The organism is Microcella flavibacter (assembly GCF_012530535.1).
Taxonomy (GTDB): Bacteria; Actinomycetota; Actinomycetes; order Actinomycetales; family Microbacteriaceae; genus Microcella; species Microcella flavibacter.
In genome coordinates this window covers 1,646,533-1,668,639 of record NZ_CP051299.1, presented here as the reverse complement: position 1 = coordinate 1,668,639, position 22,107 = coordinate 1,646,533, and the positions used below count along the sequence as shown (strand labels likewise).

The following is a 22,107-nucleotide window of genomic DNA, read 5'->3' as shown; positions in this document are numbered from 1 at the left end:
CTTTCGACTTTAGTAGTGCCCCATAAGGTGGTGTAGCCCGGTGGCTGGCTCGTCGTCTTGGACGTGGGCGCGGTCACCGTGGTGTTCCTTCGAGGAAATTCTCACATCCCACTCGAAAGGCATCACACACGATGACCGCTCCACATATTGTCGACCCTGCTGGCGTTCTTGGCGAGGCTCTCGCCGAGGCGTCCCCGGATTTGATGCGCAGCCTGCTGCAGACCATGATCAACGCACTGCTGTCCGCGGACGCGGACGCCGTCGTCGGCGCCGAATGGGGCAAACCCAGCCCCGATCGGCTCACGCAGCGCAACGGCTATCGGCGCCGCGAGCTGGACACTCGCGTCGGGACGGTCGACGTCGCGATCCCGAAGTTGAGGTCAGGAACCTACTTCCCCGAGTGGCTCATGGAGCGCCGCAAGCGCGCTGAGACTGCGCTGATCACCGTCGTCGCGGACTGCTACCTCGCCGGGGTCTCCACCCGGCGGATGGACAAGCTGGTGAAGACCCTCGGCATCCACTCGCTGTCCAAGTCGCAGGTCTCGCGCATGGCCGCCGATCTCGACGAGCACGTCGAGCAGTTCCGCCACCGCCCTCTTGGTGATGCCGGACCGTTCACCTTCGTTGCCGCTGACGCGCTGACCATGAAAGTGCGTGAAGGCGGCAGGGTGATCAACGCCGTGGTGCTGATCGCGACCGGCGTCAACGCCGACGGACGCCGCGAAGTCCTCGGCCTGCGGGTCGCCACCTCCGAAACAGGGGCGGCCTGGAACTCGTTTCTTCGCCGATCTCGTCGCACGCGGCCTGGGCGGGGTTCGTCTGGTCACCTCCGACGCCCACCAAGGCCTCGTGGAGGCGATCGCCGCGAACCTGCCCGGCGCGAGCTGGCAACGATGCAGGACGCACTACGCCGCGAACCTGATGTCCGTGTGCCCGAAGAGCATGTGGCCGGCGGTGAAGGCGATGCTGCACTCCGTCTACGACCAGCCCGACGCAGCCTCCGTCCACGCCCAGTTCGACCGACTCCTGGACTACGTCGACGGCAAGCTGCCCGACGCGCACGAGCACCTCGACGCCGCGAGAGCGGACATCCTCGCGTTCACGCAGTTCCCCGAGGGGCTCTGGCAGCAGATCTGGTCCAACAACCCCAACGAGCGCCTGAACCGAGAGATCCGCCGCCGCACCGACAGTGTCGGCATCTTCCCCAATCGCGACGCGATCGTCCGCCTCGTCGGCGCGGTCCTGGCCGAGCAGACCGACGAATGGGCCGAAGGACGCCGCTACCTCGGCCTCGACATCCTCGCCAAGTCCCGTCTGAGCCTCGTGCCCGACACCGGAAACGAGGTGACTACCGACACCGTCCTCGAACTCAGCGCTTAACCCATCACTTCGAAGGACCGCGCTACACCACTACCTGGGACTTGACCTCGACTTTGCATTCCATCGCTCCTGGAGAAGGCTCGAACTAGAAACTTCAGGCCTGTGATGCATCAACCGTCACTGCTTCCTCGCCCGGCTACAGAGCGTGGGTTCCGGCATGGCCTGCCAATCGACCTCTTGGCTCTGTACCGCGCGTTGGCTCGCGATGGCCCCGCGCTCACCGGAGTGCTGCTCGCGAGACCCGACTTGGCGATCAAGGAGGAGTTCGCTGTGCAGCCCGATTGACGGGCCGGTCGACCGAGGCCGCGGTTCGACGAAGGCTCGGCGCAGGCGGGACGGTCCACCGGTTCCGTGCGGAGCCGGCGTCTGACGTGAGGTGGAAGGCGTGGCAGGTGGCGCAGGGGTAGACGCCGATTTCCCGACGTCGAGGTCCGGTGCCGCGGATTCGTTCGAGGACACGGCGCGCGACAGCAGCACTCGGGTAGGGACGTTTCGTGCAAGCGGGCATCGCCGCTCCCTTCGTTAGAGGAAACGACGCGCTCCGGCTTGATGACCGACCACATCTGAACCGGCGGCTGTAAAGCTCCGGCCCTGCGGAATGCCCTGATGGGACTTACGACCGCGTCAGCATGCCTGATGCCTGGTGAGTAACGCAACGCTTGAGTGAGCGGCGCGTGGCAATGGATCGAGTCACCAACCGAGTCGTGCAGCCATCTGTGGCGACCCCGTTGACGCGGGCATCAGCATCCTGATCAGCACAGCTCTGGGTGGAGGCGTTCTCGCCGGAAACGACTCTGGCCCCGTGAAGTCTCTCGACTCCGCGGGGCCAGGCCACGAGCATCCAGGCTCTCGCCCGGTCGTCTCGCTCAGCTGACCACTCCGATCAGGCCGGAGGCGATCACGGTGAACAGGGTCGTCCAGAGGATGATCGCGGCGGCCTGCCACACGAGCACGAGGCTCTTGCGCACGCCGGAGGCGGTGAGCATCGACGCGGTGAAGTGGGTCGGGAGGAGGAGCGGGCCGAGCAGGCTCACCCCGGGAACGCCGTAGCGCTCGAAGGCCCGCTCGAACTTGGCGCGGCGCTTGGAGGAGCCGGCACTCGTGGCCATATCGGCTTCCAGCTCGGCCATCCGCTCGTCACTGACACTGCCACCCCCGCCGACGGTCGCCGCGGCGCGCGCCCGGGTGCGGGTGACGACGGCCTGGCGGGCGCCGGAGGTGAGGATCACGACGACGGCGACGGCGAGGAAGTTGCCGACCGCGGCGGCGATGCCGGCCACGACGGGGTTGATGCCGCCGATGATGCCGATGGTGGCGGCGCCTTCACCTTCGATGAAGGGCACGGCGCCGGCGAGGGCGACGACGAGGGGCTGCACCAGCTCGGGCACCTGGCCGACGAGGTCCTGGTAGAAATCGAAGACGGTCATGGGGTTCTCCTGTTCGTTGTGCCGGGGTTCCGGCGGTTGTTCGTTCGTGCCTCCATTTCATCGCCGGGGCGCAGTTCGGGTAAGTGTCGCTCCGTCACTGGTTTCCGAGCGTTTCGCGCTCCCGCTGGGTGACATTTGTCATGCGTTTAGGCTGGCCCCGTGTTCAGGCATTCCGACCCCGCGGTGGGTGCTCCGGCGTCCGAGGCCGGCCTCTCCGATTCGGCGTTCAACTTCACGCGAAGCATCACGGCGACGTGGTGGTACACGGTCGCGGGCGTGCTGATCATCCATGGCGCTGTGCTCTTCATCTGGGGGCAGTCGCTCAACCGCCTCGGGCTGTCGGCCAGCGAGAGCGCGGTCGTCATCGTGGGCGGGCTCGTCTGGTTCGCGTCGACGCTCGTCCTGCTCTACGACTACCGCGATCACCCGGGTGCCTCGGCGGCGACCCGTCGTCGTCGGGCGCTGGCCGCGCTGATCGTCGCGGTCGTGGTCGGTGCGGTGTCGGGTCTGCTCGCCGGGGTGTGGGTGCTGGCGGTGCTGCCGCTCGTGCAGTCGTCGATGCTGCTGCGGTGGCCGGCGGGTATGCGGCTGCGGGTGACGATGGTGGCGACGGCGCTGCTGGCGGCGTTGAGCATCCTGGATGCTCAGCTCGTGTTCGGCGGACTCGACGCCCTCACCTGGGTGCTGTTCGTCTTCTCGGCGATGGCCCCTCCGGGTGTCGTCGTCTCGCTGTGGTGGTGGGATGTGCTCGTGACCCTCGATCGCGCGAGGCTCTCCGAGGCCCGTCTGGCGGCCACGCAGGAGCGGTTGCGCGTCGCGACCGACGTGCACGACCTGCAGGGGCATCACCTGCAGGTGATCGCGCTGCAGCTGGAGCTGGCGGAGCGGCTGTTCGAGCGCGACCCCGAGGCGAGCATGGAGCAGCTGCGGGCGGCGCGGGCGAGCGTCGACGACGCCCGGCAGGGCACGCGCGATCTGGCGCTGCGGTTCCGCTCGGCGTCGCTGCGCGATGAGCTGTCGAACGCGGTCGACCTGCTGCGGGCGGCGGGCACGGATGCCGCGGTCGAGGTCGACGGCGACTGCGATGCGGCCCCGGCCGATGTGCTCGGCCCGGTCGTGCGGGAGACGACGACGAACGTGCTGCGGCACGGCGGCGGCGAGTGGGCCCGGTTGTCGCTGACCCGCGAGGGTGAGTCGTGGCGGTATCGCATCGCGAACGATGCGGGCGAGCATCCCGTCGCTGATGACGATGGCGGGGGAGCGGGCCTGGAGGGTCTGGAGCGTCGGGCGAAGGACGCGGGCGGCACGCTCGAAGTGCATCGCGATGCCGCGGAGTTCTCGGTGACGATGATCGTGCCGGCGGTGCCGTCGTGATCCGGGTGCTGCTGGCCGACGACGAGGGCATGATCCGCTCGGCGCTCGCCGCTCTGCTGCGCCTGGAGGACGACATCGACGTCGTCGCCGAGTGCGCGGACGGCCGCGAGGCGCTCGAGGAGGCGCAGCGGCTGCTGCCCGACGTGTGTCTGCTCGACCTGGAGATGCCGCACCTGGACGGCGTCGAGGTCGCCGAGGCGCTGCGGCGCACGACGGCGACCCGCTGCGTGATCGTCACCCGGCACGCCCGCCCCGGGGTGCTGCGGCGGGCGCTCGCCTCGGGCGTGGCCGGGTTCCTGCCGAAGTCGCGCGGCGCGGACGAGGTCGCGGCGGTCATCCGCAAGGTGGCGGCGGGCGCGCGCTACGTCGACCCCGAGATCGCGGCCGACGCGCTCACCGATGAGCGCTCCCCGCTGACCGATCGCGAGCTCGACGTGCTGCGCGCCGGTGCGCAGGGGCAGACGACGGGGCAGATCGCGAAGGCCCTGCTGCTGGCACCGGGGACGGTGCGCAACCACATCTCGTCGGTGCTCACCAAGCTCGGGGTGCCGACCCGGCAGCAGGCGACGCGGATGGCGGAGGAGCGGGGCTGGTTGTAAGTGCCGCGATCGCCGGCGTCAGCATGCTCAGCGCGAGCTGTTCGGCGTGCGGCCCCGCACTATGCCGTGACCGTGTCGCGTATTGGGGACACGACAATCACTTTCGACGAGTTCGCGCGAAACAACGATGCTGCGAGAGCCAGAACTAGATGTTTCACCACCGCACCCGGGCGAGGCTAAGCTCGGGCAGGTTCCTGCAAAGTAATTGATTGAAGGGCACGTTAATGGCCGCTGGATGTCGCGATTGCGCCATGTGTACAGGCCATGCCTTCACGGGCTTAGGGCGTTCGATTGGTCGGACGATTGCCGACGGTTCGACCTTCGGTATTGCGCATCTCGCGCGGCGACGTTGCAGGCCGTGTGGCCACCCAATGTCCGAACACTTGGGCAAGTCAGCTGAGATGGTCGTCGCCACGGATGCCGACGTGCGAAACGAGCCGGCCGGATCCGCATCACGCTCGGGTAAGGCGCCAAAGCCGAAGAAAGCCAAGCCGAACCCAGCAAGGTGGGTATCGCAAGCAGACGGCCGTTTCCGGTGGTGGAACGGAGAGGCTTGGACCGATTACTTCGCCGAATCGCAAGGCGAACCGGACCCGACCATTCCCCAACCGCCAGCTTCGGAGCTCGTTCTTGAGCAGGTTTCCAGTGCTCCGCTGGAGCCGAGACCGTCCGCAGTAGATGTCGTGGAGCAACTGAAGCAGCTGGCCCAACTCCGTGATCTGGGCATCATCACCGAGGCGGAATTTTCAGATAAGAAGACTGAGCTTCTCGGGCGCATGTGAAGTGTCTCGGCAACTCACGAGCCCCTTTCGAACGCGCGGAGAAACAACCATCTTGCTGACCAATAGTCTCCCGCCCAGCGCGAGCTATTCGCCGCGCGGCCCTGCACGACGCCGATGAACTCGTCTTACAGGGGGGACAACGAAGGGCCGGACGAGCGAGATGCCGGTCTCCAGTGGGCCGACGAGCGGGCGGGCGAACACGTCCTCGCGCGAGAGGACTCGCGCCACCGACGGGGACGTGATCGACGCCCCCACGTTCGTGATGACGAGGACGACGCATCCTCACCGATGTAGATGCAGATGTAAATGTCGATAGGGATGGTGTGTCTGCTCGGCCGGTAGATCCCACACCTCGACGGCGTCATGGCAGCACAGTCTCTGCGGCGCACGAAGGTGACCGGCTGCGTCACCGTCACCCAGCACACCTGTCCCGGCATGCTGGGGCACGCGCTGCCGTCCGCCGTCGCCGGGTTTCTGCGGAAGTTGCGCGGCTGTAGGTGCCGCGCGATCGGAGGCGATGTGTCCTCCCGCCGGCCCGTGCTTCGTCGTACTGGTGTAATCGTCCCCGACGGAAGGCGGAGCATCCATGCGCTTCATGATCCTCATCCACTCCAACGAATCGGCGGAGGCCGCCTGGGCCGACGGGCGCAGCGCCGAGCTGGAGGCCGCGCACGGCGCCGTCATCGACGATCTGCGGCAGCGCGGCGAGTTCGTCGACACCAACGAGCTCGACATCGAGAACGTCACGGTCGTCGGTCAGCACGGCGGCGCGCCGGTCGTCTCGCGCGGCCCCTTCACCGAGGGCACCGAGTACGTCGGCGGCTACTACATCGTCGACGTCGCCGACCAGGATCGCGTCGTCGAGATCGCCGGCCGGTTCGCCGAGACCCGCTACTGGCCCATCGAGGTGCGCCGTCTCGTGCACGCCTCCGACCCGAACTGATCGAAGGAGATCACCATGGAGTACCTGCTGCTCATCGTCAGCGACCCGGAAGCCCCCGCCTACATCCCCGAGGAGGACAACATCGAGGAGTGGTCGGCCGACCTCGACGCCCGCGGTGCCTCGCGCGTCGGCAACCGCCTGCGACCGCCCTCCGACGCGACGACCGTGACCGTGCGGGAGGGCAGGACGATCCTCACCGACGGCCCCTTCACCGAGTCGAAGGAGTGGATCGCCGGCTTCGACCTCATCGACGTCGCCGACCTCGACGAGGCGCTCGAGATCGCCGCGGCGCATCCGATGGCGCGCTTCGGCCGCGTCGAGGTGCGGCCGGTGTGGCCGTTCGAGTGATCGCCCGATCCGACGGCGCGGGATGACCGGTCTCGCGTCATCCGATGCGGCGACCGAGGCGGCGCGAGCCCTCGCCTCGGTCGCCGCGTCCGAGCGCCTGCGCGTGGTCTCCACGCTCATCCGCCTCACCGGCGACTGGGATCTCGCCGAGGACTGCGTGCAGGACGCCCTGGCCCGAGCCCTGACGGTCTGGCCGGAGCGGGGCATCCCCGACAACCCCGGCGCCTGGCTGTCGACCGTGGCCAGGAATCTCGCCGTCGATGCCATCCGCAAGGCCGACGCCGATCGTCGCGCCGCGCGTCGGCACGCGGTCGAAACGTCGATCGACAGCGAGGGGGAGAAGGAGTCGACGATGCCGACCGACGCGTTCGACGACGACCGCCTGCGCCTCATCTTCACCTGCTGCCACCCCGCCCTCGCCATGGAGTCGCGGGTGGCGCTCACGCTCCGAACCGTGCTCGGCTTGAGCGTCGCGGAGACCGCGCACGTCTTCCTCGTGAGCGAGGCGTCGATGCAGAAGCGGCTGGTGCGGGCGCGGGCGAAGATCCGCGGGGCGGGCATCCCGTATCGCGTGCCGCCCCCGCACCTGTTGCCCGAGCGCACGGCCGGCGTGCTCGCCGTGCTCTACCTGCTCTTCACCGAGGGCTACTCTTCGGGCAGCGGCACCGACCTCGTGCGGCCCGCGCTCGCCGAGGAGGCGATCCGCCTCACCCGGCTGGTCGCGGCGCTCATGCCGGGCCAGCCCGAGGTGCTCGCCCTGCTCGCGCTCGAGCTGCTCCAGCACTCGCGCGCGGCGACGCGCATCGACGCGGCCGGCGACCTGGTGCTGCTCGAGGATCAGGACCGCACGCGGTGGGACGCCGCCGCGATTGCCGACGGCCTCGGGATGCTCGCGCAGGCCGAGCGCGCCCTCGAGCCCCTCGCCGCCCCGCCCGGCCCGTACCTGCTGCAGGCCCGCATCGCCGCCGAGCACGCCACCGCTCCCACCGCTGCCGCGACTGACTTCGCGCGCATCGCCGAGCTCTACGCGGCGCTCGGCCGGATCGCGCCGTCGCCCGTCGTCGACCTCAACCGCGCGATCGCCGTCGCGCTCTCACAGGGGCCGGATGCGGGGCTCGCGCTCCTCGACGCGCTCGAGCTCGACGCCCGCCTCGCCGGCTACCACCTGCTGCACGCGACGCGGGCCGACCTGCTGCGCCGCCGCCGCAGCATTGGGGATGCCCTGCCGCACTACCGCCGCGCGCTCGAGCTGGCGCCCTCCGAGGCCGAGCGCCGGTTCCTGCAGCGGCGCGTGAACGAGCTTGACCCTCAATGAAATGGATATTAACCTCCATTACATGAGAAACCAGCCTCCGCTCCTGGCGCCGATCTTCCGATCGGACGCGCAAGCGCGGCTGCTGGCGAGCCTGCTGCTGGGCGACGACGAGCTCACGCTCGCTCAGATTTCCGAGCGCGCGGCGACACCGTACGCGACAGCGCACCGCGAGGTCGGGCGGTTGCTGGAGGCGGGCATCCTCACCGAGCGTTCGGTCGGTCGCGCACGCCTGATCGCGGCGAACTCCGACAGCCCGATCGTCGAACCGTTGCGGACGATCCTCGCCGTCGTCGCCGGACCGGCCCAGTTCCTCACCCATGAGCTGTCGGCGATCGACCGCATCGAGGTGGCGTTCATCTACGGGTCGTTCGCGGCGAGGGCGGCAGGCCGTGCGGGGCCCGCGGCGAACGACATCGATGTGATGGTCATCGGAAGCCCTGACGCCGACGCCGTCTACGCCGCCTGCGAGCGAGTGGAAGGTCGAGTTGGGCGCCCCGTGAACGTCACTATTCTCAGCGCCGTGGAACTCGAATCGGAACGAGGCGGCGGCTTCCTGCAGCAGGTCGCCGCGCAGCCTCGGATGCCGTTGATCGGAGAGTGGTCGTGACGCTGCTGCCCCTATCCGAGGACCAGCGCGAGGCCGTCGACGGTCTGATCGGCGGAGTGGGGTCTCTCAGCGCGAGCTGTTCGCCGTACGACCCCGCACGATGCCGATGAACTCGTCGCACAGGGGGTGCGCCCCGACCACAGGCCAGACGAGCGAGATGCCGGTCTCCGGCGCGCCGACGAGCGGGCGGGCGACCACGTCCTTGCGCGAGAGGACCCGCGCCACCGACTGGGGCATGATCGACACCCCCACGTTCGCGGCGACGAGGGCGACGGCATCCTCACCGGTGCCGTTGATGATGTCGATGGGCAGGATCGTGACGTCCTCGAGGGAGTGCAGCTCGTCGAGGCTGACGCTGTCGAGGCCGGCGACGAGCGAGCCCTTCGGGGCGACGACGACGGGCGCCTCGCGGTAGAGCGGGATGGCGTGCCGGTCGTCGTCGGCGGCGACGTCGCGGGCGAGCACCATGTGGGCGGTGCCGGCGTCGAGGGCGGCGAGGGCGTCGGCCTGGGTCATGGGCGCGAGGTCGAGGCGGCCGCGGGGGCGGCGCTCGCGCCACGTGCGCTCCCACTTGCCGGGCGTGACGCCGGTGACGAAGGCGACGGCGAGGGGATCGGGCATGGGCTCAGGCTACCGGCGGGGCCGGGCGGCGGTCGGGCGGGCCCGCGGGTCGCTACGCTCGGGTGCATGACCGATGCGCCGCGTGAGGACAACCGCCAGCAGCCGAAGCCGAAGAAGCAGCAGATGCTGAGTGCGGCGACGGCCGCGAAGAAGCTCGGGGTGTTCCTGCCGGCGACGCCGGAGCAGTTCCAGTCGCAGCAGATCTCGCGGGATGCCCTGCAGGAGCTGCAGGACAGCCCGCCGGAGTGGCTGACGACGCTGCGCAAAGAGGGCCCGCACCCGCGCGACGAGGTCTCGCGTCGCCTCGGCGTCTCGAACTCGGCGCTCGCCCGCGGCGGGGTCAGCGACTCGATGACGACGGCCGAGATCCGCGCGCTGCTCGACGAGCGGCCGCAGTGGCTCGTGGACGAGCGCGAGAAGCACGTTCCCGGGTCCGGCCGCCCGCTGGGCACCGCGATCGGCGAGCGGCCGGCGTCGGCGCGGCAGCACGGCGAGGACGACGTGCGCGACGAGGACGAGGGCGACGACCTGGTCTGATCGCGGGCTCAGCGCCCGCTGAGCTTCTGTACCAACCGGAACCCGGCCCGGTCGACCGAGGCGTCGCGCGCCGTCAGCACGACCGCACCGACCTCCGCCGCCCGGTCGACGCCGACCCAACTGCGGAACCCGCCGGTGCCGCCGTTGTGCCAGGTAATCGACTGCGCACCGCGGCCGAGCGTGATCCAGCCGGCGCCGATGCGCACCCCGTTCGAGAACTCGGTGTCGGGGTCCAGAGCGCTCATCCCGGGGGCGGTGCCGGCGAGGATGCGCTGCAGCAGCCCCTGCATCGTGCCGATGGTGGCGCGGATGCCCCCGGCGGGCGCGATGCCCTCCCCGGTCCACGGGGCGCGAGCCGCTCCTCGCCTGCTCGCCCCGATGAGGGCGCCGGGCCGGAGCTCGTCGACCGTGGCCGGGGCGTAGAAGGCGTCACCGAACCTGCTCTGCAGCAGTTCGCCGTACCGAACGCCGGAGGCCGCCGCGACCGCGTGCCCCAGCAGTTGGAACCCGAGGTTCGAGTACACCGCCCGCGGCGGGCCGATCGTGATGCCGCGGACCTGCTCGAGCAGCTCGGCGAGGGTGTCCCCGTAGGGGTTCTCGCCTTTCGTGTACAGGCGCCAGGTTCGGCGCCAGACCTTCATCGCGGGTGGCAGCCGGGGGAGACCTGAGCGGTGCGTGGCCAACGACTCCAGCGTGACCCGCTCGACCGCGCCGTGGTCGGCGAGCGGCAGCAGCGACCCGAGCGTCGTGGAGGGGGTGACCCGGCCGAGGCCGATCGCCTCGCGGTAGAGCATCCCGGTGAGGGCTTTGGAGACGGAGCCGATCTCGAAGTCGGCGTCGTCGGCCGCGCCGATCGAGGCCGTCGCGAAGCCCTCCGGCGTGACGGTGGTCATGGCGGTTACCGTGTGGGCCCGGCCGAGCAGGGCGCCGGCGGTTGCGGCGAGGGAGGCGTCGCCCCTCCAGGTGGTGGTCACGGCTCGATCGTCGCACAGCGAGCGCGGGCCGCGTCGCCCCCGGTCCGGCCGAGCGTCCCGCCCGCATAGGAACGGCGGCGACGGAGCGACTCTCGTCGTCCGACGCCGCCGTTCTAGCAGCTGCGTGCCGGGGCTAGCTCGCCGCGACCTCGTCGCGCTTCGGCAGCACCCAGTTCGCGCGCGGGAAGTGACAGGTGTAGCCGTTGGGGTACTTCAGCAGGTAGTCCTGGTGCTCCTCCTCGGCCTCCCAGAAGGGCGCCTCGGGCTCGATCGTGGTGACGACCTTGTTCGGCCAGAGGCCCGAGGCGTCGACGTCGGCGATGGTCTCGCGCGCGACGCGCTCCTGCTCGGGGCTGAGCGGGAAGATCGCCGAGCGGTAGCTCGTGCCGACGTCGTTGCCCTGGCGGTTGAGCGTCGAGGGGTCGTGGATCTGGAAGAAGAACGCCAGCACGTCGCGGTAGCTGGTCTTCGTCGGGTCGAAGACGACCTCGAGCGCCTCGGCGTGGCCGGGGTGGTTGCGGTAGGTGGGGTGGTCGTTCTCGCCGCCGGTGTAGCCGACGCGCGTGCCCAGGATTCCGGGCTGGCGGCGCACGAGATCCTCCATGCCCCAGAAGCAGCCGCCGGCGAGCACGGCGGTCTCGGTGCCGGGGGTGCGGGTGATGCTGCCGGTGTCGGTCATGGTGCGGTCTCCTCTGCTGGATGGGGCGGGCTGGGCGCGGCCGGTGAGGCGGCTCGCGAATCGTTCGATGAAGGGATGCACGGCTCAGGCCGTCGCGTCGGAGCTCGAGTCGAACAGCGCCCGGTAGGCACCGTAGCCCTGGGCTTCGAGCTCGGCCACCGGCACGAAGCGCAGGGCCGCGGAGTTCATGCAGTAGCGCTGCCCTCCGGCTTCGCGCGGGCCGTCGTCGAACACGTGGCCCAGGTGGCTGTCGGCGCCGGAGGAGCGCACCTCGGTGCGCACCATCCAGAGCATGCGGTCGCTCTTCGTCGTGACGACGCCCGGTTCGATCGGCTTCGTGAAGCTCGGCCAGCCGGTGCCGCTGTCGTACTTGTCGAGGGAGGAGAACAGCGGCTGACCGGAGACGACGTCGACGTAGATGCCGGCCGCCTTGAGGTCGTGGTACTCGTTGCGGAACGCCGGCTCGGTGCCGTCGTTCTGCGTGACCTTGCGCTGCATCGGGGTGAGGCGGGCGATGGCCTCGGGGGTGGCGCGGTACTCGGTGGTCATGGCTTCTCCTTACGTCCGTCGACGGTTCGGAGCCGGCGCTGGCGGCGGCGGCCCGGCACGTCGTGCTCATGACAACAGGCGGAGGCGCGCATCCGTTCCCGATGGGCTTGGAACGGACCGAGAATCGCACCCCCACCACTGGGGGATGCCGTGGCGCAGCGTCCGACGTACGGTACGAGCACTCCTCACGGAGCGACGCGGCGCCCGGTCGGGCGGTGCGCGCGAGGGGCCGGGCGAGGACGGGATCCCATGACGAGCGACACGAGCGCTGCGGGCGCCTCGGCACGACGCGAGTACGACCGGCGCCGCGCGAAGGACGAGCAGCGCACGCGCGAGCAGTGGGGCCGGCTCGGCGGGCTCGCCGTCGCCCTCACGCCCGAGCGCCGCAGCACGCGCGCGTGGAGCATCGGCGCGGTCGGCGAGGAGAAGGTCGGACAGGCGCTCGACGCGCTCGCCTCCGACTCGATCCGGGTGCTGCACGATCGGCGCATCCCGGGCTCGAGAGCGAACATCGACCACATCGTCATCACGCCCGGCGCGGTCTGGGTCATCGATGCGAAGCGTTACGCCGAGAGGCGGCCCGAGCTGCGCGTCGAGGGCGGCATCATCCGGCCGCGCACCGAGTCGCTCATCGTGGGCGGCCGCGACCAGACCCGGCTCATCGACGGCGTGCTCGGGCAGTCCGCGCGCGTCTGCGCCGCCATCCCCGGCAACCCGATCCGGTCGGCGCTGTGCTTCGTCGACGCCGATTGGCCGCTGTTCGGCGGCGCGTTCAGCGTGCGCGGGGTCGAGGTGCTGTGGCGGGCGCGGCTCGCCGACCGCATCCTCGCGACGGCTTCCGGCGCGGTCGACGTGGATGCCGTGGCGGCGGCCGCCGAGACGCGGTTCCGCCCCTCGGTCTGACGCGGCGAGCGGCGATCGACTAGAGGGCCTCCTCGGAGCCCTCGAGCTCGGCGAAGCGCTGCTGCATCGTCGGATTGCCGCGGGTGAGCGACTTGATCGTCAGCGAGTCGGCCTTGTCGTTGGCGAGCCGCAGGTTGTTCGACGACTTCAGCAGGTTCTCCTTCGTCTTCTCGAGATCCTTGATCGCCTCGTCGATGCGCTTGATCGCCTCCTGGAACTGGTTCGACGCGAGGTCGTAGTTGCGGGCGAAGCCGGTCTTGAACGTCGTCAGCCGCTCCTCGAAGTCGGTGATGTCGACGTTCTGCTCCCGGATGCGCGCGAGCTCGCCGCGCACCGCGATGGTGCTGGCGGCCGCGTTGCGCAGCAGCGTGATGATGGGGATGAAGAACTGCGGCCGCACGACGTACATCTTCGGGAACCGGTGCGAGACGTCGACGATGCCGCCGTTGTAGAGCTCGCTCTCGGGCTCGAGCAGGCTCACGAGCACCGCGTACTCGCAGCCCTTCTCGTTCCTGTCCTTGTCGAGCTCCTTGAAGAAGTCCTCGTTGCGCTTCTTCGTCGCGGTCGTGTCGCTCTCGTTCTTCATCTCGAACATGATCGACACGTACTCGACGCCGGTCTGATCGCGGTCGCGGAACACGTAGTCGCCCTTGCTGCCCGATGACGCGTCGTTGTCCTTCTCGAAGTACGCGTTCGGGAACGCCGCCGAGCGCATCCGGTTGAACTCGATCTCGCAGTGCTGCTCGAGGGTCTCGCCGACCATCTTCGTCGACAGCCGCGCCTTGAAGTCCTTGTGCACGGCGATGGCCTCGTTGAGCAGCGCCACCTCGGTGCCGTGCTGCTCCTTCAGGGCGATCTCGCGCGCCTGCTGCTCCGACTTGCGCTGCTCGAGCTCGAGGGCGAGGCGGTCGCGCTCCCGCTCGACGGCGCCGACGGCCTCCGACACGGCGAGCTGCTTCGCGAGCTCGGTGGATGAGAGCTCCGCCCGCAGCCGCTCGACCTCGGCGGCCTTCTCCGCCGCCTGCTGCGCGAGCTGCGCCGCGGCCTTCTCGCGCTCCGCGTTCGCGGCGGCGAGCGCCTTCTCGCGATCGGCGTTCGCGGCGGCGAGGGCCTCGCTGATGGCGAGCTGCCGGGCGACGTCGGCCGAGGCGATGTCGGCCTTCAGCCGCTCGATCTCAGCCTGCTTCGCGGCGGCGGCGCGCTCGAGCTCGCTCGCGGCCCTGGCCTCGGCGAGCTCGAGCGCCGCGGCCTTCTCGCGCTCGGCGAGGGCGAGCTGGTCGTGCAGCGCCTGGTCGAACTCGCGGTCGCGCACCTGCTTCACGATGTCGGCGTAGCCCGCCTCGTCGATCGTGAAGGCCTTGTTGCAGTGCGGGCAGATGACCTCGTGCACGGTGCTCCCTCCGGCCGCGGGCTCGGCGCCGTCGACCTCACGATGAACGCTACCCGGGGGTGCGGAATCCGACATACTGTCGACATGTCACCCTCCCTCGTCGGCGAACAGCTGACCACCCTCGTCATCGTCGGAATCGTCGTCGCGCTCGTCCTCGTCGCCGTGGTCGTGCTGCTGCGCGGCATCAAGGTGGCGAAGCCCGATGAGGCGATCATCGTCACCTCGAAGCAGCGCGCCACGCAGGAGCGCCCCCAGAACAACGAGTTCGACAACGTCGGCCAGAAGGTCGTCTTCGGCTCGCGCGTCTTCGTCAAGCCCGTCGTCGAGGCCTACTTCAAGCTCAGCCTGCGCAGCCGCCAGCTCAACGTGCAGGCGACCGCCCAGACGAAGGACGCCATCACGATCAAGGTGAACGCCGTCGCCGTGGTGAAGGTCGGCGGCTCGGAGACGATGGTGCGCGCCGCCGCCCAGCGGTTCCTCAATCAGCAGGACCAGATCGAGTCGTCGACCGAGGAGGTGCTGAGCGGTTCGGTGCGATCGATCGTCGGTCAGCTCACGGTGACCGAGATCATCACCAACCGCTCGGCGCTGCAGGAGCAGGTGCTCGAGGCGGTGCGCGAGGCGCTCGACATCCAGGGCCTGCAGATCGACACGCTGCAGATCAAGGAGATCGACGACGACAACAACTACATCCGCGACCTCGGTCGTGCCGAGGCCGCCCGGGTGAAGCAGGTCGCCGAGGTCGCCGAGGCCATCGCGCAGCAGGCCTCGGAGGAGGCGCGCATCAACGCCGCGCAGGCGATCGCCGAGCAGCAGCGCAAGCTCGACCTGCGCAACGCCGAGATTCAGAAGGAGACCGACAAGGCGCGCGCCGAGGCCTCCGCCGCGAAGCCGCTCGCCGATGCGATCGCCCAGCAGGAGGTCGTCGCCCAGCAGGAGATCACCGCGGCCAAGCGCGTGGGCCTGCGCAAGCAGGAGCTCGACGCCGAGGTGCGCGCCGTCGCCGACGCCCAGGCCTACGCCCTCGAGAAGCAGGCCGACGGCGCCGCCGCCGCGGCCGTCGCGAACGCCGCCGCCGACCGCGACTCGCGCCGCGCCGCCGCCGAGGCCATCGAGTCGGAGGGCATCGCGGAGAAGAACCGCCGCATCGCCGCCGCGCAGGCCATCGAGGCCGAGGGCATCGCCGAGAAGAACCGCCGCATCGCCGCCTCCGAGGCGCTCGTCGCCGAGGGCGAGGCCGAGGCCAGCGCCATCCGCTCGAAGGGTACGGCCGAGGCCGACTCGACCCGCGCGCAGGCCGAGGCCCTGGCCGAGCGGGCGGATGCCCTGCTCAAGCAGCGCATCATCGACCAGCTGCCCGCCATCGTGCGCGCAGCCTCCGAGCCGCTGTCGGCCATCTCGTCGATGACCGTGATCTCGAGCGACGGCGTCGGGCAGATCGGCGACAACGTCGCCGGGCAGCTCGCCACCTCGACGAAGCTCATCAAAGATCTCGTCGGCATCGACATCTCCGAGATCATGACCGGCCGGGCCACCGGCTCGGCCGCGGGCGCCGCCATCGGCGAGGCGCTCGCCGGCGGCACCGCACCGGCCGCCCCGGCGGGCACCGCCTCGCCGCGCAAGAAGTCGACGCCGAGCGAGCCCTCGGGCAGCTAGGCCGTCGCGGTGCTCGCGGCGGGCTCCGGCTCGATCGGCAGCCAGAGCTCGGCGCGCGCGGTCGAGCCGTCACCGATCGGCTCGACCGCGAGGATCTCGGGGCCGGGCACGAGCCGGTACGGGTTCGCCGGCAGCCACTCGCCGTACGCGAGCGGCCAGAGCTGCTGCAGCGCCTCGGGAACCCGGCCCTCGGTCGACAGCACGAGCCAGTCGCCGGCGGCGACCTCGATCGCGTCAAGGTCGGCCGGCGGCGACGCCTCCGCGCGGGTCGCGGCGCCGATCGTGTAGCGCAGCATCGAGCCCTCGGCGCGGGACTCGTCGAACTCGTCGCTGACGGAGAGCGAGCCGGCGGGCATCCCGTCGCCGGCGCGCTCGCCGATCGCGGCGATGCTCGCGCGCACGTCCTGGCCGAGCGCGCGGGTGAACCGCTCGATGTCGGCGTTGGGTCCCTCGAAGACGAGCGGCACGCGGGTGCTGCGGCCGACGATGCGGAAGGCGGGCAGGGGGGTGATGCGGTACTCCATGGGGGAGCTCCCTTCGACGGTGAGATGGAACGACAGGCGCGACTGTGAGCGCAGCGCGGCGCCGGTGCGGCGCGCCTCATCCGGCCCGGTGCCGTGCACGGCCGCGAAGGCGCGGGCGAAGGCGTCGGCCGAGCCGTAGCCGAAGCGCACGGCGATGTCGCTGAGCGTCTCGCGCCCCGCGAGCACGGCCGCCGCGGCGACGGTCAGGCGCCGCCGGCGGATGTACTCCGAGAGCGGCAGCCCCGCGAGCGTCGAGAACATGCGACGGAAGTGGTACTCGCTCGTGCGAGCGATGCGGGCCAGCTCGGCGACGTCGATCTCGGCCTCGAGCCGGTCGTCGATCGCCCGCATGGCCTCGTTCCCGCCGTCCATCGCCTCTCCCTCCGCGCTGCCGGCGGTCGCCGGCGTCGTGATCCCCACGGTAGGCGCGGGCGCGCCGGGGCGTCCGATGATCGGTGCCCGATGCGGTGGGATGCGCGGCGCGCGCCGGCGGCGGCTCAGCCCTCGTCGGGCTCGGCGTACCGGTGCACCCGCATACCGGCGTCGCTGAAGATGCTGATGACCTCCGCCGGCGCCCCGCCGAGCGCGCTCATGCTGTGCGGCACGCGCGTGTCGAACTCGGCGGCCTCGCCGGGCTCGAGCTCGGTGCGGGTCTCGTCGAGCACGAGCAGCAGCCGGCCGCTCAGCACGTAGAGCCACTCGTAGCCGTCGTGCACGCGGGGCGCGGGCACCGCGTCGACCGGCGGGTAGGTGATCTTGTAGGTCTGCATCGGCGCCGTCTCGGCCGTGAGCGGCGCGATCACGTGACCGTGGCGGCGGATGCTCGGCCGGCGCACCCGCGGGTCGGCGTCGACCGGGCTCAGCAGGTCGTCGATGCGCACGCCGAGGTGGCGCGACAGCGGCAGCAGCAGCTCGAGGTTGGCCTGGCGCTTGCCCGACTCGAGCCGCGAGATCGTGCTGGGGGAGACGCCCGCGCGCTCGCCGAGCTCGTCGAGGGTGAGACCGCGCAGGCGTCGCGCCGCGCGCAGGCGGGGGCCCAGGGCATCCAATTCACGCATCGCGCCTCCTTGCTGAATCTGCAAGGAAGTTTGCCACACGATCGCACCGACCGCAGGGTGGGACCATGACGACGCCCACCCCCACGCCCCTGCTCGACGCTCTCGTGATCGGCGGCGGCCCCGCCGGTCTCAGCGCCGCGCTCATGCTCGGTCGCTCCCGCCGCTCGGTGCTCGTGCTCGACGCCGGCGAGCCCCGCAACCGCACCGCCGCGACCGCCCACGCCGTGCTCGGGCACGACGGCATCGCGCCGCACGAGCTGCTGCGCCGGGGACGCGAGGAGGTCGCCCGGTACGGCGTCGAGGTGCGCTCGGCGCGGGTCGTCGGCGCCCGAGCGACGGCCGACCGCGTGACCGCGACCCTCGACGACGGCACGACCCTCGCCGCCCGCGCGATCGTGCTCGCGAGCGGCATCGTCGACGAGCTGCCCGCCGTGCCCGGGCTCGCCGCGCACTGGGGTGACCGCGTGCTGCACTGCCCCTACTGCCACGGCTGGGAGGTGCGCGAGCGCCGCCTGGGCGTGCTCGCCACCGGCCCCGCGTCGCTGCACCAGGCAGAACTCGTGCGCCAGTGGAGCGACGACGTCGTGCTGTTCGGCGCGGCCGCGGGGGAGGCGCTCGGCGACGCCGTGCGGGCGCGGCTGGCGGCGCGCGGGGTGCGCATCGTCGAGCATCCCGTCATCGCCGTCGAGACCGCGGGGCCCGATCGGGATGCCCCGCTCGCGATCGTCGACGCCGCCGGCGCCCGGCACGCGGTCGACGCGCTCTTCACCGGCGGAGAGCCGCGGCTCGACGACGCCCTCGTCGACTCCCTCGGTCTGGAGCGGTCGACCGAGCCCGGCGCCGCCCTCGTCGTCGACGCGATGGGCGCGGCCGCGCCCCGGGTCTGGGCGGCCGGCAACGTCGTGGCGCCCTTCGCGAGCATCCCCCTCGCGATGGCGAGCGGCACGATGGCGGGCGCGGCCGTCAACGCCGCGCTGGTGGCCGAGGACGGCGATCGCGCGCTGCTCGCCTCGCCCGCGCACTTCTGGGAGCACCGCTACGCCGGCACCGAGCGCTCGTGGTCGGGCCGCGCCAACGCGACGCTGCTCGCCACCGCCGACGATCTCGTCCCCGGCACGGCCCTCGAGCTCGGCTGCGGCGAAGGGGCGGATGCCCTCTGGCTCGCCGAGCGCGGCTGGCGGGTCACGGCGCTCGACATCGCGCCCACCGCTGTGCACCGAGCGCAGCAGCTCGCGGCCTCGAGTGCGGCACTGCGGAGCGGCACGGGCTCGGTCGAGGCGCACGTCGCCGACCTCGCCGCGCCCTGGCCGGTCGAGGGGCGCTACGACCTCGTCGTCGCGAGCTTCCTGCACTCGCCGGCCGCGCTCGACCGGCTCGCGCTGCTGCATCGCGCGCTCGACCGGGTCGCCCCGGGCGGGCGGCTGCTGCTCATCACGCACGTCGCACCGCCCGCGGGTGCGCCGAGCGACGGGCATCCGGCCCTCGACCTGCCGAGCCCGCAGGAGGAGCTCGATGCGCTGCGGCTGGACCCCGCCGAGTGGATCGTCGAGGTCGTCGAGACCCGCGCGCGCACGGTCGAACGCGTGACGGGGGAGCGGCACGCGGTGACGGACGGGGTGCTGCGGGTGCGGCGGGCGGCCCCGGGCGAGCGGCGCGACGGCTGAGGGGCGTCTATGCGGGGGCTGTGCGTGCGGGGCCCGGCTGGGCATCCCGAACCGCGCCCGCGTACCCTGGGAACGCACCCCCGACTCTCACCTTCTGAAAGGCGTTGAGCCCCGACTGTGGATTCCACGGCCATTCCCGCCGGTTCCGATACCGGCGACTGCTCCCATAGACCCTCGTCCTCCTCCTGCCGCACGGCGGTGATCGCATGGTGATCGAGGGCATCCTGCTGCTGCTGCTCGGCATCGTCGTGACGCTCGCGATCATCGCGGCCAACGGCTACTTCGTGGCCCAGGAGTTCGCGTACATGTCGGTCGATCGCAACCGGCTCGGCGCGCAGGCCGACGCGGGCGACGCCGCCGCGGCGCGCGCGCTCAAGGTCACGAAGCGCACCTCCTTCATGCTCTCGGGCGCGCAACTCGGCATCACCGTCACCGGCCTGCTCGTCGGCTTCGTCGCCGAGCCGCTCATCGGGGCCTCGATCGGCACCCTGCTCGGCGGCATCGGCATCCCCGCCGTCGTCGGCATCGGCATCGGCACCGTGCTCGCGCTCGTGCTCGCCACCGTCGTGCAGATGATCTTCGGCGAGCTCTACCCGAAGAACCTCGCCATCGCGAGCCCCGATCCGCTCGCCCGGCGCCTCGCGCGCTCGACCATCATCTACCTCACCGTGTTCGGCTGGCTCATCGCCGTCTTCGATGCGGCCGCCAACGCCCTGCTGCGCCTGCTGCGCATCGAGCCCGTGCACGACGTCGACTCGAGCGCGACGGCCGAGGATCTCGAGCGCATCGTCAGCGACTCCCGCGACAGCGGCGACCTGCCGGCCGAGCTCTCGCTCATGATCGATCGCATCCTCGAGTTCCCGAAGCAGGACGTCGAGCACGCGATGATCCCCCGCTCGCTCGTCGACACCATCCCGCCGACGACCACCATCGGCGAGGTGCGCGCCATGATGGCCCGCGCCCACACCCGGTACCCGGTCGTCGACGACGAGAGCCAGCCGCTCGGCGTCGTACAGCTCGCCGACGTGCTCGGCACGACCCTGCCCCGCGAGACGCCCGTCACCGAGCTCATGCGCCCGCCCCTCGTGCTGGCGACCCTCATGGCGCTGCCGGATGCTCTCGCCGAGCTCACCCGCAGCAGGAACCAGATCGCCTGCGTCATCGACGAGTACGGCGGCTTCGCCGGCGTGCTGACCCTCGAGGACCTCGCCGAGGAGGTCGTCGGCGAGATCACCGACGAGCACGACGACGACTCCGCCCCCTCGGTGGAGCCCGACGGCGACGACGTCTGGCGCATGGGCGGCGACGTCCACGTCGACGAGGCCCACCGCGCCATCGGCTACGAGCTGCCCGAAGGCGACTACGAGACCGTCGCCGGGCTCGTCATCGCCGCGCGCGGCGGACTGCCCGAGGCCGGCGAGACGGTCGTCGTCGAGCTGCCCGACGACCCGGGCGACCTCGTGCACGACCGCGAGGTGCACCGCTCGCTCGAGATCGAGGTGCTCGAGATCGAGCGGCACGTGCCGAGCGAGGTGCGGGTCACGCTCGTGGAGCGCGAGGGCGACCGCGAGGACGAGACGGTCGACACCGACGGGGAGGGCAAGGCGGAGCATCCCGAGCTCGGGGCCGCCCCCGATGCCGACGCGACCGCCGCGGCCACCGCCGCCGCGCCGACCGAGCAGACCGTCACCGAGACGACCAGCGCGACGGGCGCCTCGGCCGCGAAGGAGGAGGACCGATGAGCGACGGCATCATCGTCACGCTGGCCACCATCGGCCTCATCGCGCTCAGCGCGTTCTTCGTCATCATCGAGTTCGCCCTGCTCGGCGCCCGCCGGCACCGCCTCGAGGAGACGGCCGCGACCGACCCCTCGGCGCGCGCCGCCCTCCGCGGCGTCAACGAGCTGACGCTCATGCTCGCCGGCGCGCAGCTCGGCATCACCGCGTGCACCTTCGCCCTCGGCGCCATCACGAAGCCCGCGCTCGACTACTGGATGGGCCCGATCTTCGAGGGCTGGGGACTGCCCGAGTGGGGCGCCGGCGCGCTCGCCTTCGGCCTGTCGCTGCTCATCGTCACCTTCCTGCACCTCGTCGTCGGGGAGATGGCCCCCAAGTCGTGGGCGATCGCGCATCCCGAGACGGCGGCCAAGGTCATCGGCATCCCGTCGCGCATCTACATCTGGCCGTTCCGTCCGCTGCTCGGCTGGGTCAACAGCATCGCCAACCGCCTCGTGCGGGCCTCCGGCGTCGAGCCCGTCGAGAGCGCCGCGGTGGGCGGGCAGAACGCCGACACCATCCGCCACCTCGTCGAGCTCTCCGCCCGCAGCGGCGCGCTCGAGCCCGAGTTCCGCGACTCGCTCGAGGGCGTCATCGACCTCGAGACGCTGCGGCTCGACGAGCTCGTCGACATGAGCGCCACGCCGACCGCCGTGCCCGTCGGGGCGACCGTCGCCGACGTGCAGGCGGCCGCCGCCTCCTCGGGGCACATGCGCATCCTCTTCGGCGACCCGGCGGCCGAGGTGCCGCGCGTCGTGCACGTGCGCGACACGCTGCTCGACGAGCCCGAGGCGCAGGCCGCGCCCTTCGCCCGCGACGCCCTCGTGCTCGCCGCCGACACCCCCGTGTACGAGACGCTCGCCCGCATGCGCGCGCTGAGCCAACAGCTCGCCATCGTCATCGACGACGGCCGCTTCGTCGGCGTCGTCACGCTGTCGGACGTGCTGCGCAAGGTGCTGCCGCAGCCGGAGGAGCAGATCGCGGTGATCTAGGGCCCGTCGG

Annotated in this window: 21 protein-coding genes and 1 pseudogene; 14 read left to right on the top strand and 8 right to left on the bottom strand. The window is 71.2% G+C overall.

Annotated elements, in window-relative coordinates; translation table 11 throughout:
• Positions 1-131 precede the first annotated feature (131 nt).
• Positions 132-1,380 (top strand): annotated as a pseudogene (locus tag HGB54_RS07915) (IS256 family transposase).
• Positions 1,381-2,246: 866 nt separating this feature from the next.
• On the opposite strand, the gene HGB54_RS07910 reads toward HGB54_RS07915, so the two are convergent.
• Positions 2,247-2,807 (bottom strand): small multidrug efflux protein, encoded by a 561-nt coding sequence (locus HGB54_RS07910; protein WP_168915955.1) that lies wholly within the window; start codon positions 2,805-2,807, stop codon positions 2,247-2,249.
• Positions 2,808-2,966: 159 nt separating this feature from the next.
• Between HGB54_RS07910 and HGB54_RS07905 the strand changes: the two genes are divergently transcribed.
• The 7 genes from HGB54_RS07905 to HGB54_RS07875 all read left to right on the top strand — a co-directional run bounded on the left by HGB54_RS07905 (position 2,967) and on the right by HGB54_RS07875 (position 8,775).
• Positions 2,967-4,181 carry a sensor histidine kinase gene (locus HGB54_RS07905; protein ID WP_228545745.1) on the top strand — a complete coding sequence of 405 codons (1,215 nt, stop codon included), beginning with the start codon at positions 2,967-2,969 and terminating at the stop codon, positions 4,179-4,181.
• Complete coding sequence (locus HGB54_RS07900; RefSeq protein WP_168915954.1) at positions 4,178-4,780, top strand: response regulator transcription factor; 603 nt, start codon at positions 4,178-4,180, stop codon at positions 4,778-4,780. The genes HGB54_RS07905 and HGB54_RS07900 overlap by 4 nt, the downstream gene beginning before the upstream one ends.
• 401 nt (positions 4,781-5,181) lie before the next feature.
• The gene (locus HGB54_RS07895; protein ID WP_168915953.1) at positions 5,182-5,562 is read left to right on the top strand and encodes an SHOCT domain-containing protein; all 381 of its coding nucleotides are present in this window, start codon (positions 5,182-5,184) and stop codon (positions 5,560-5,562) included.
• A 586-nt stretch (positions 5,563-6,148) separates the two neighbouring features.
• Positions 6,149-6,505, top strand: coding sequence for a YciI family protein (locus HGB54_RS07890; protein ID WP_168915952.1), 357 nt, complete (start codon positions 6,149-6,151; stop codon positions 6,503-6,505).
• A 15-nt stretch (positions 6,506-6,520) separates the two neighbouring features.
• On the top strand, positions 6,521-6,853 hold the full coding sequence (locus tag HGB54_RS07885; RefSeq protein WP_168915951.1) for a YciI family protein: 333 nt from the start codon (positions 6,521-6,523) through the stop codon (positions 6,851-6,853).
• A 22-nt stretch (positions 6,854-6,875) separates the two neighbouring features.
• On the top strand, positions 6,876-8,168 hold the full coding sequence (locus HGB54_RS07880) for an RNA polymerase sigma factor (protein WP_168915950.1): 1,293 nt from the start codon (positions 6,876-6,878) through the stop codon (positions 8,166-8,168).
• Between the two features lie 22 nt (positions 8,169-8,190).
• On the top strand, positions 8,191-8,775 hold the full coding sequence (locus tag HGB54_RS07875; RefSeq protein ID WP_168915949.1) for a winged helix-turn-helix domain-containing protein: 585 nt from the start codon (positions 8,191-8,193) through the stop codon (positions 8,773-8,775).
• A 66-nt stretch (positions 8,776-8,841) separates the two neighbouring features.
• Here the strand turns inward: HGB54_RS07875 and HGB54_RS07870 are convergent, their stop codons facing one another.
• Entirely contained in the window at positions 8,842-9,396 is a 555-nt protein-coding gene (locus tag HGB54_RS07870) for a LysR substrate-binding domain-containing protein (protein ID WP_168915948.1), read from the bottom strand.
• Between the two features lie 66 nt (positions 9,397-9,462).
• Here HGB54_RS07870 and HGB54_RS07865 point away from each other — a divergent pair, with 66 nt between their 5' ends.
• Positions 9,463-9,933, top strand: coding sequence for a DUF5997 family protein (locus HGB54_RS07865; protein ID WP_323740658.1), 471 nt, complete (start codon positions 9,463-9,465; stop codon positions 9,931-9,933).
• Between the two features lie 8 nt (positions 9,934-9,941).
• Here HGB54_RS07865 and HGB54_RS07860 read toward each other — a convergent pair whose 3' ends face one another.
• The 3 genes from HGB54_RS07860 to msrB form a co-directional block, all read right to left on the bottom strand.
• The gene (locus HGB54_RS07860) at positions 9,942-10,907 is read right to left on the bottom strand and encodes a serine hydrolase domain-containing protein (protein WP_228545744.1); all 966 of its coding nucleotides are present in this window, start codon (positions 10,905-10,907) and stop codon (positions 9,942-9,944) included.
• A 133-nt stretch (positions 10,908-11,040) separates the two neighbouring features.
• A complete protein-coding gene (msrA, locus tag HGB54_RS07855) occupies positions 11,041-11,586 on the bottom strand; it encodes a peptide-methionine (S)-S-oxide reductase MsrA (protein ID WP_168915947.1) in 546 nt (181 codons plus the stop codon).
• An 84-nt stretch (positions 11,587-11,670) separates the two neighbouring features.
• Positions 11,671-12,135, bottom strand: a complete 465-nt coding sequence (gene msrB / locus HGB54_RS07850) for a peptide-methionine (R)-S-oxide reductase MsrB (RefSeq protein ID WP_168915946.1) — start codon at positions 12,133-12,135, stop codon at positions 11,671-11,673.
• 249 nt (positions 12,136-12,384) lie between these two features.
• On the opposite strand from msrB, the gene HGB54_RS07845 reads away from it, so the two are divergent.
• Positions 12,385-13,038 (top strand): nuclease-related domain-containing protein, encoded by a 654-nt coding sequence (locus tag HGB54_RS07845; RefSeq protein WP_168915945.1) that lies wholly within the window; start codon positions 12,385-12,387, stop codon positions 13,036-13,038.
• A 19-nt stretch (positions 13,039-13,057) separates the two neighbouring features.
• Here the strand turns inward: HGB54_RS07845 and HGB54_RS07840 are convergent, their stop codons facing one another.
• Positions 13,058-14,428, bottom strand: coding sequence for a DUF2130 domain-containing protein (locus tag HGB54_RS07840; RefSeq protein WP_168915944.1), 1,371 nt, complete (start codon positions 14,426-14,428; stop codon positions 13,058-13,060).
• A gap of 84 nt (positions 14,429-14,512) precedes the next feature.
• Between HGB54_RS07840 and HGB54_RS07835 the strand changes: the two genes are divergently transcribed.
• Positions 14,513-16,084 carry an SPFH domain-containing protein gene (locus HGB54_RS07835; protein WP_168915943.1) on the top strand — a complete coding sequence of 524 codons (1,572 nt, stop codon included), beginning with the start codon at positions 14,513-14,515 and terminating at the stop codon, positions 16,082-16,084.
• On the opposite strand, the gene HGB54_RS07830 is transcribed toward HGB54_RS07835, so the two are convergent.
• Entirely contained in the window at positions 16,081-16,980 is a 900-nt protein-coding gene (locus tag HGB54_RS07830) for a GyrI-like domain-containing protein (protein ID WP_168915942.1), read from the bottom strand. The genes HGB54_RS07835 and HGB54_RS07830 overlap by 4 nt on opposite strands.
• A 125-nt stretch (positions 16,981-17,105) precedes the next feature.
• On the bottom strand, positions 17,106-17,666 hold the full coding sequence (locus tag HGB54_RS07825) for a helix-turn-helix domain-containing protein (RefSeq protein WP_168915941.1): 561 nt from the start codon (positions 17,664-17,666) through the stop codon (positions 17,106-17,108).
• 65 nt (positions 17,667-17,731) lie between these two features.
• On the opposite strand from HGB54_RS07825, the gene HGB54_RS07820 reads away from it, so the two are divergent.
• From HGB54_RS07820 to HGB54_RS07810, 3 genes are all read left to right on the top strand, one after another.
• Positions 17,732-19,330 (top strand): bifunctional NAD(P)/FAD-dependent oxidoreductase/class I SAM-dependent methyltransferase, encoded by a 1,599-nt coding sequence (locus HGB54_RS07820; RefSeq protein WP_168915940.1) that lies wholly within the window; start codon positions 17,732-17,734, stop codon positions 19,328-19,330.
• 206 nt (positions 19,331-19,536) lie between these two features.
• Complete coding sequence (locus HGB54_RS07815; protein WP_228545743.1) at positions 19,537-21,072, top strand: hemolysin family protein; 1,536 nt, start codon at positions 19,537-19,539, stop codon at positions 21,070-21,072.
• Positions 21,069-22,097 carry a CNNM domain-containing protein gene (locus tag HGB54_RS07810; RefSeq protein WP_168915939.1) on the top strand — a complete coding sequence of 343 codons (1,029 nt, stop codon included), beginning with the start codon at positions 21,069-21,071 and terminating at the stop codon, positions 22,095-22,097. Before HGB54_RS07815 ends, HGB54_RS07810 begins: the two co-directional genes overlap by 4 nt.
• The last annotated feature ends 10 nt before the right edge of the window (positions 22,098-22,107 follow it).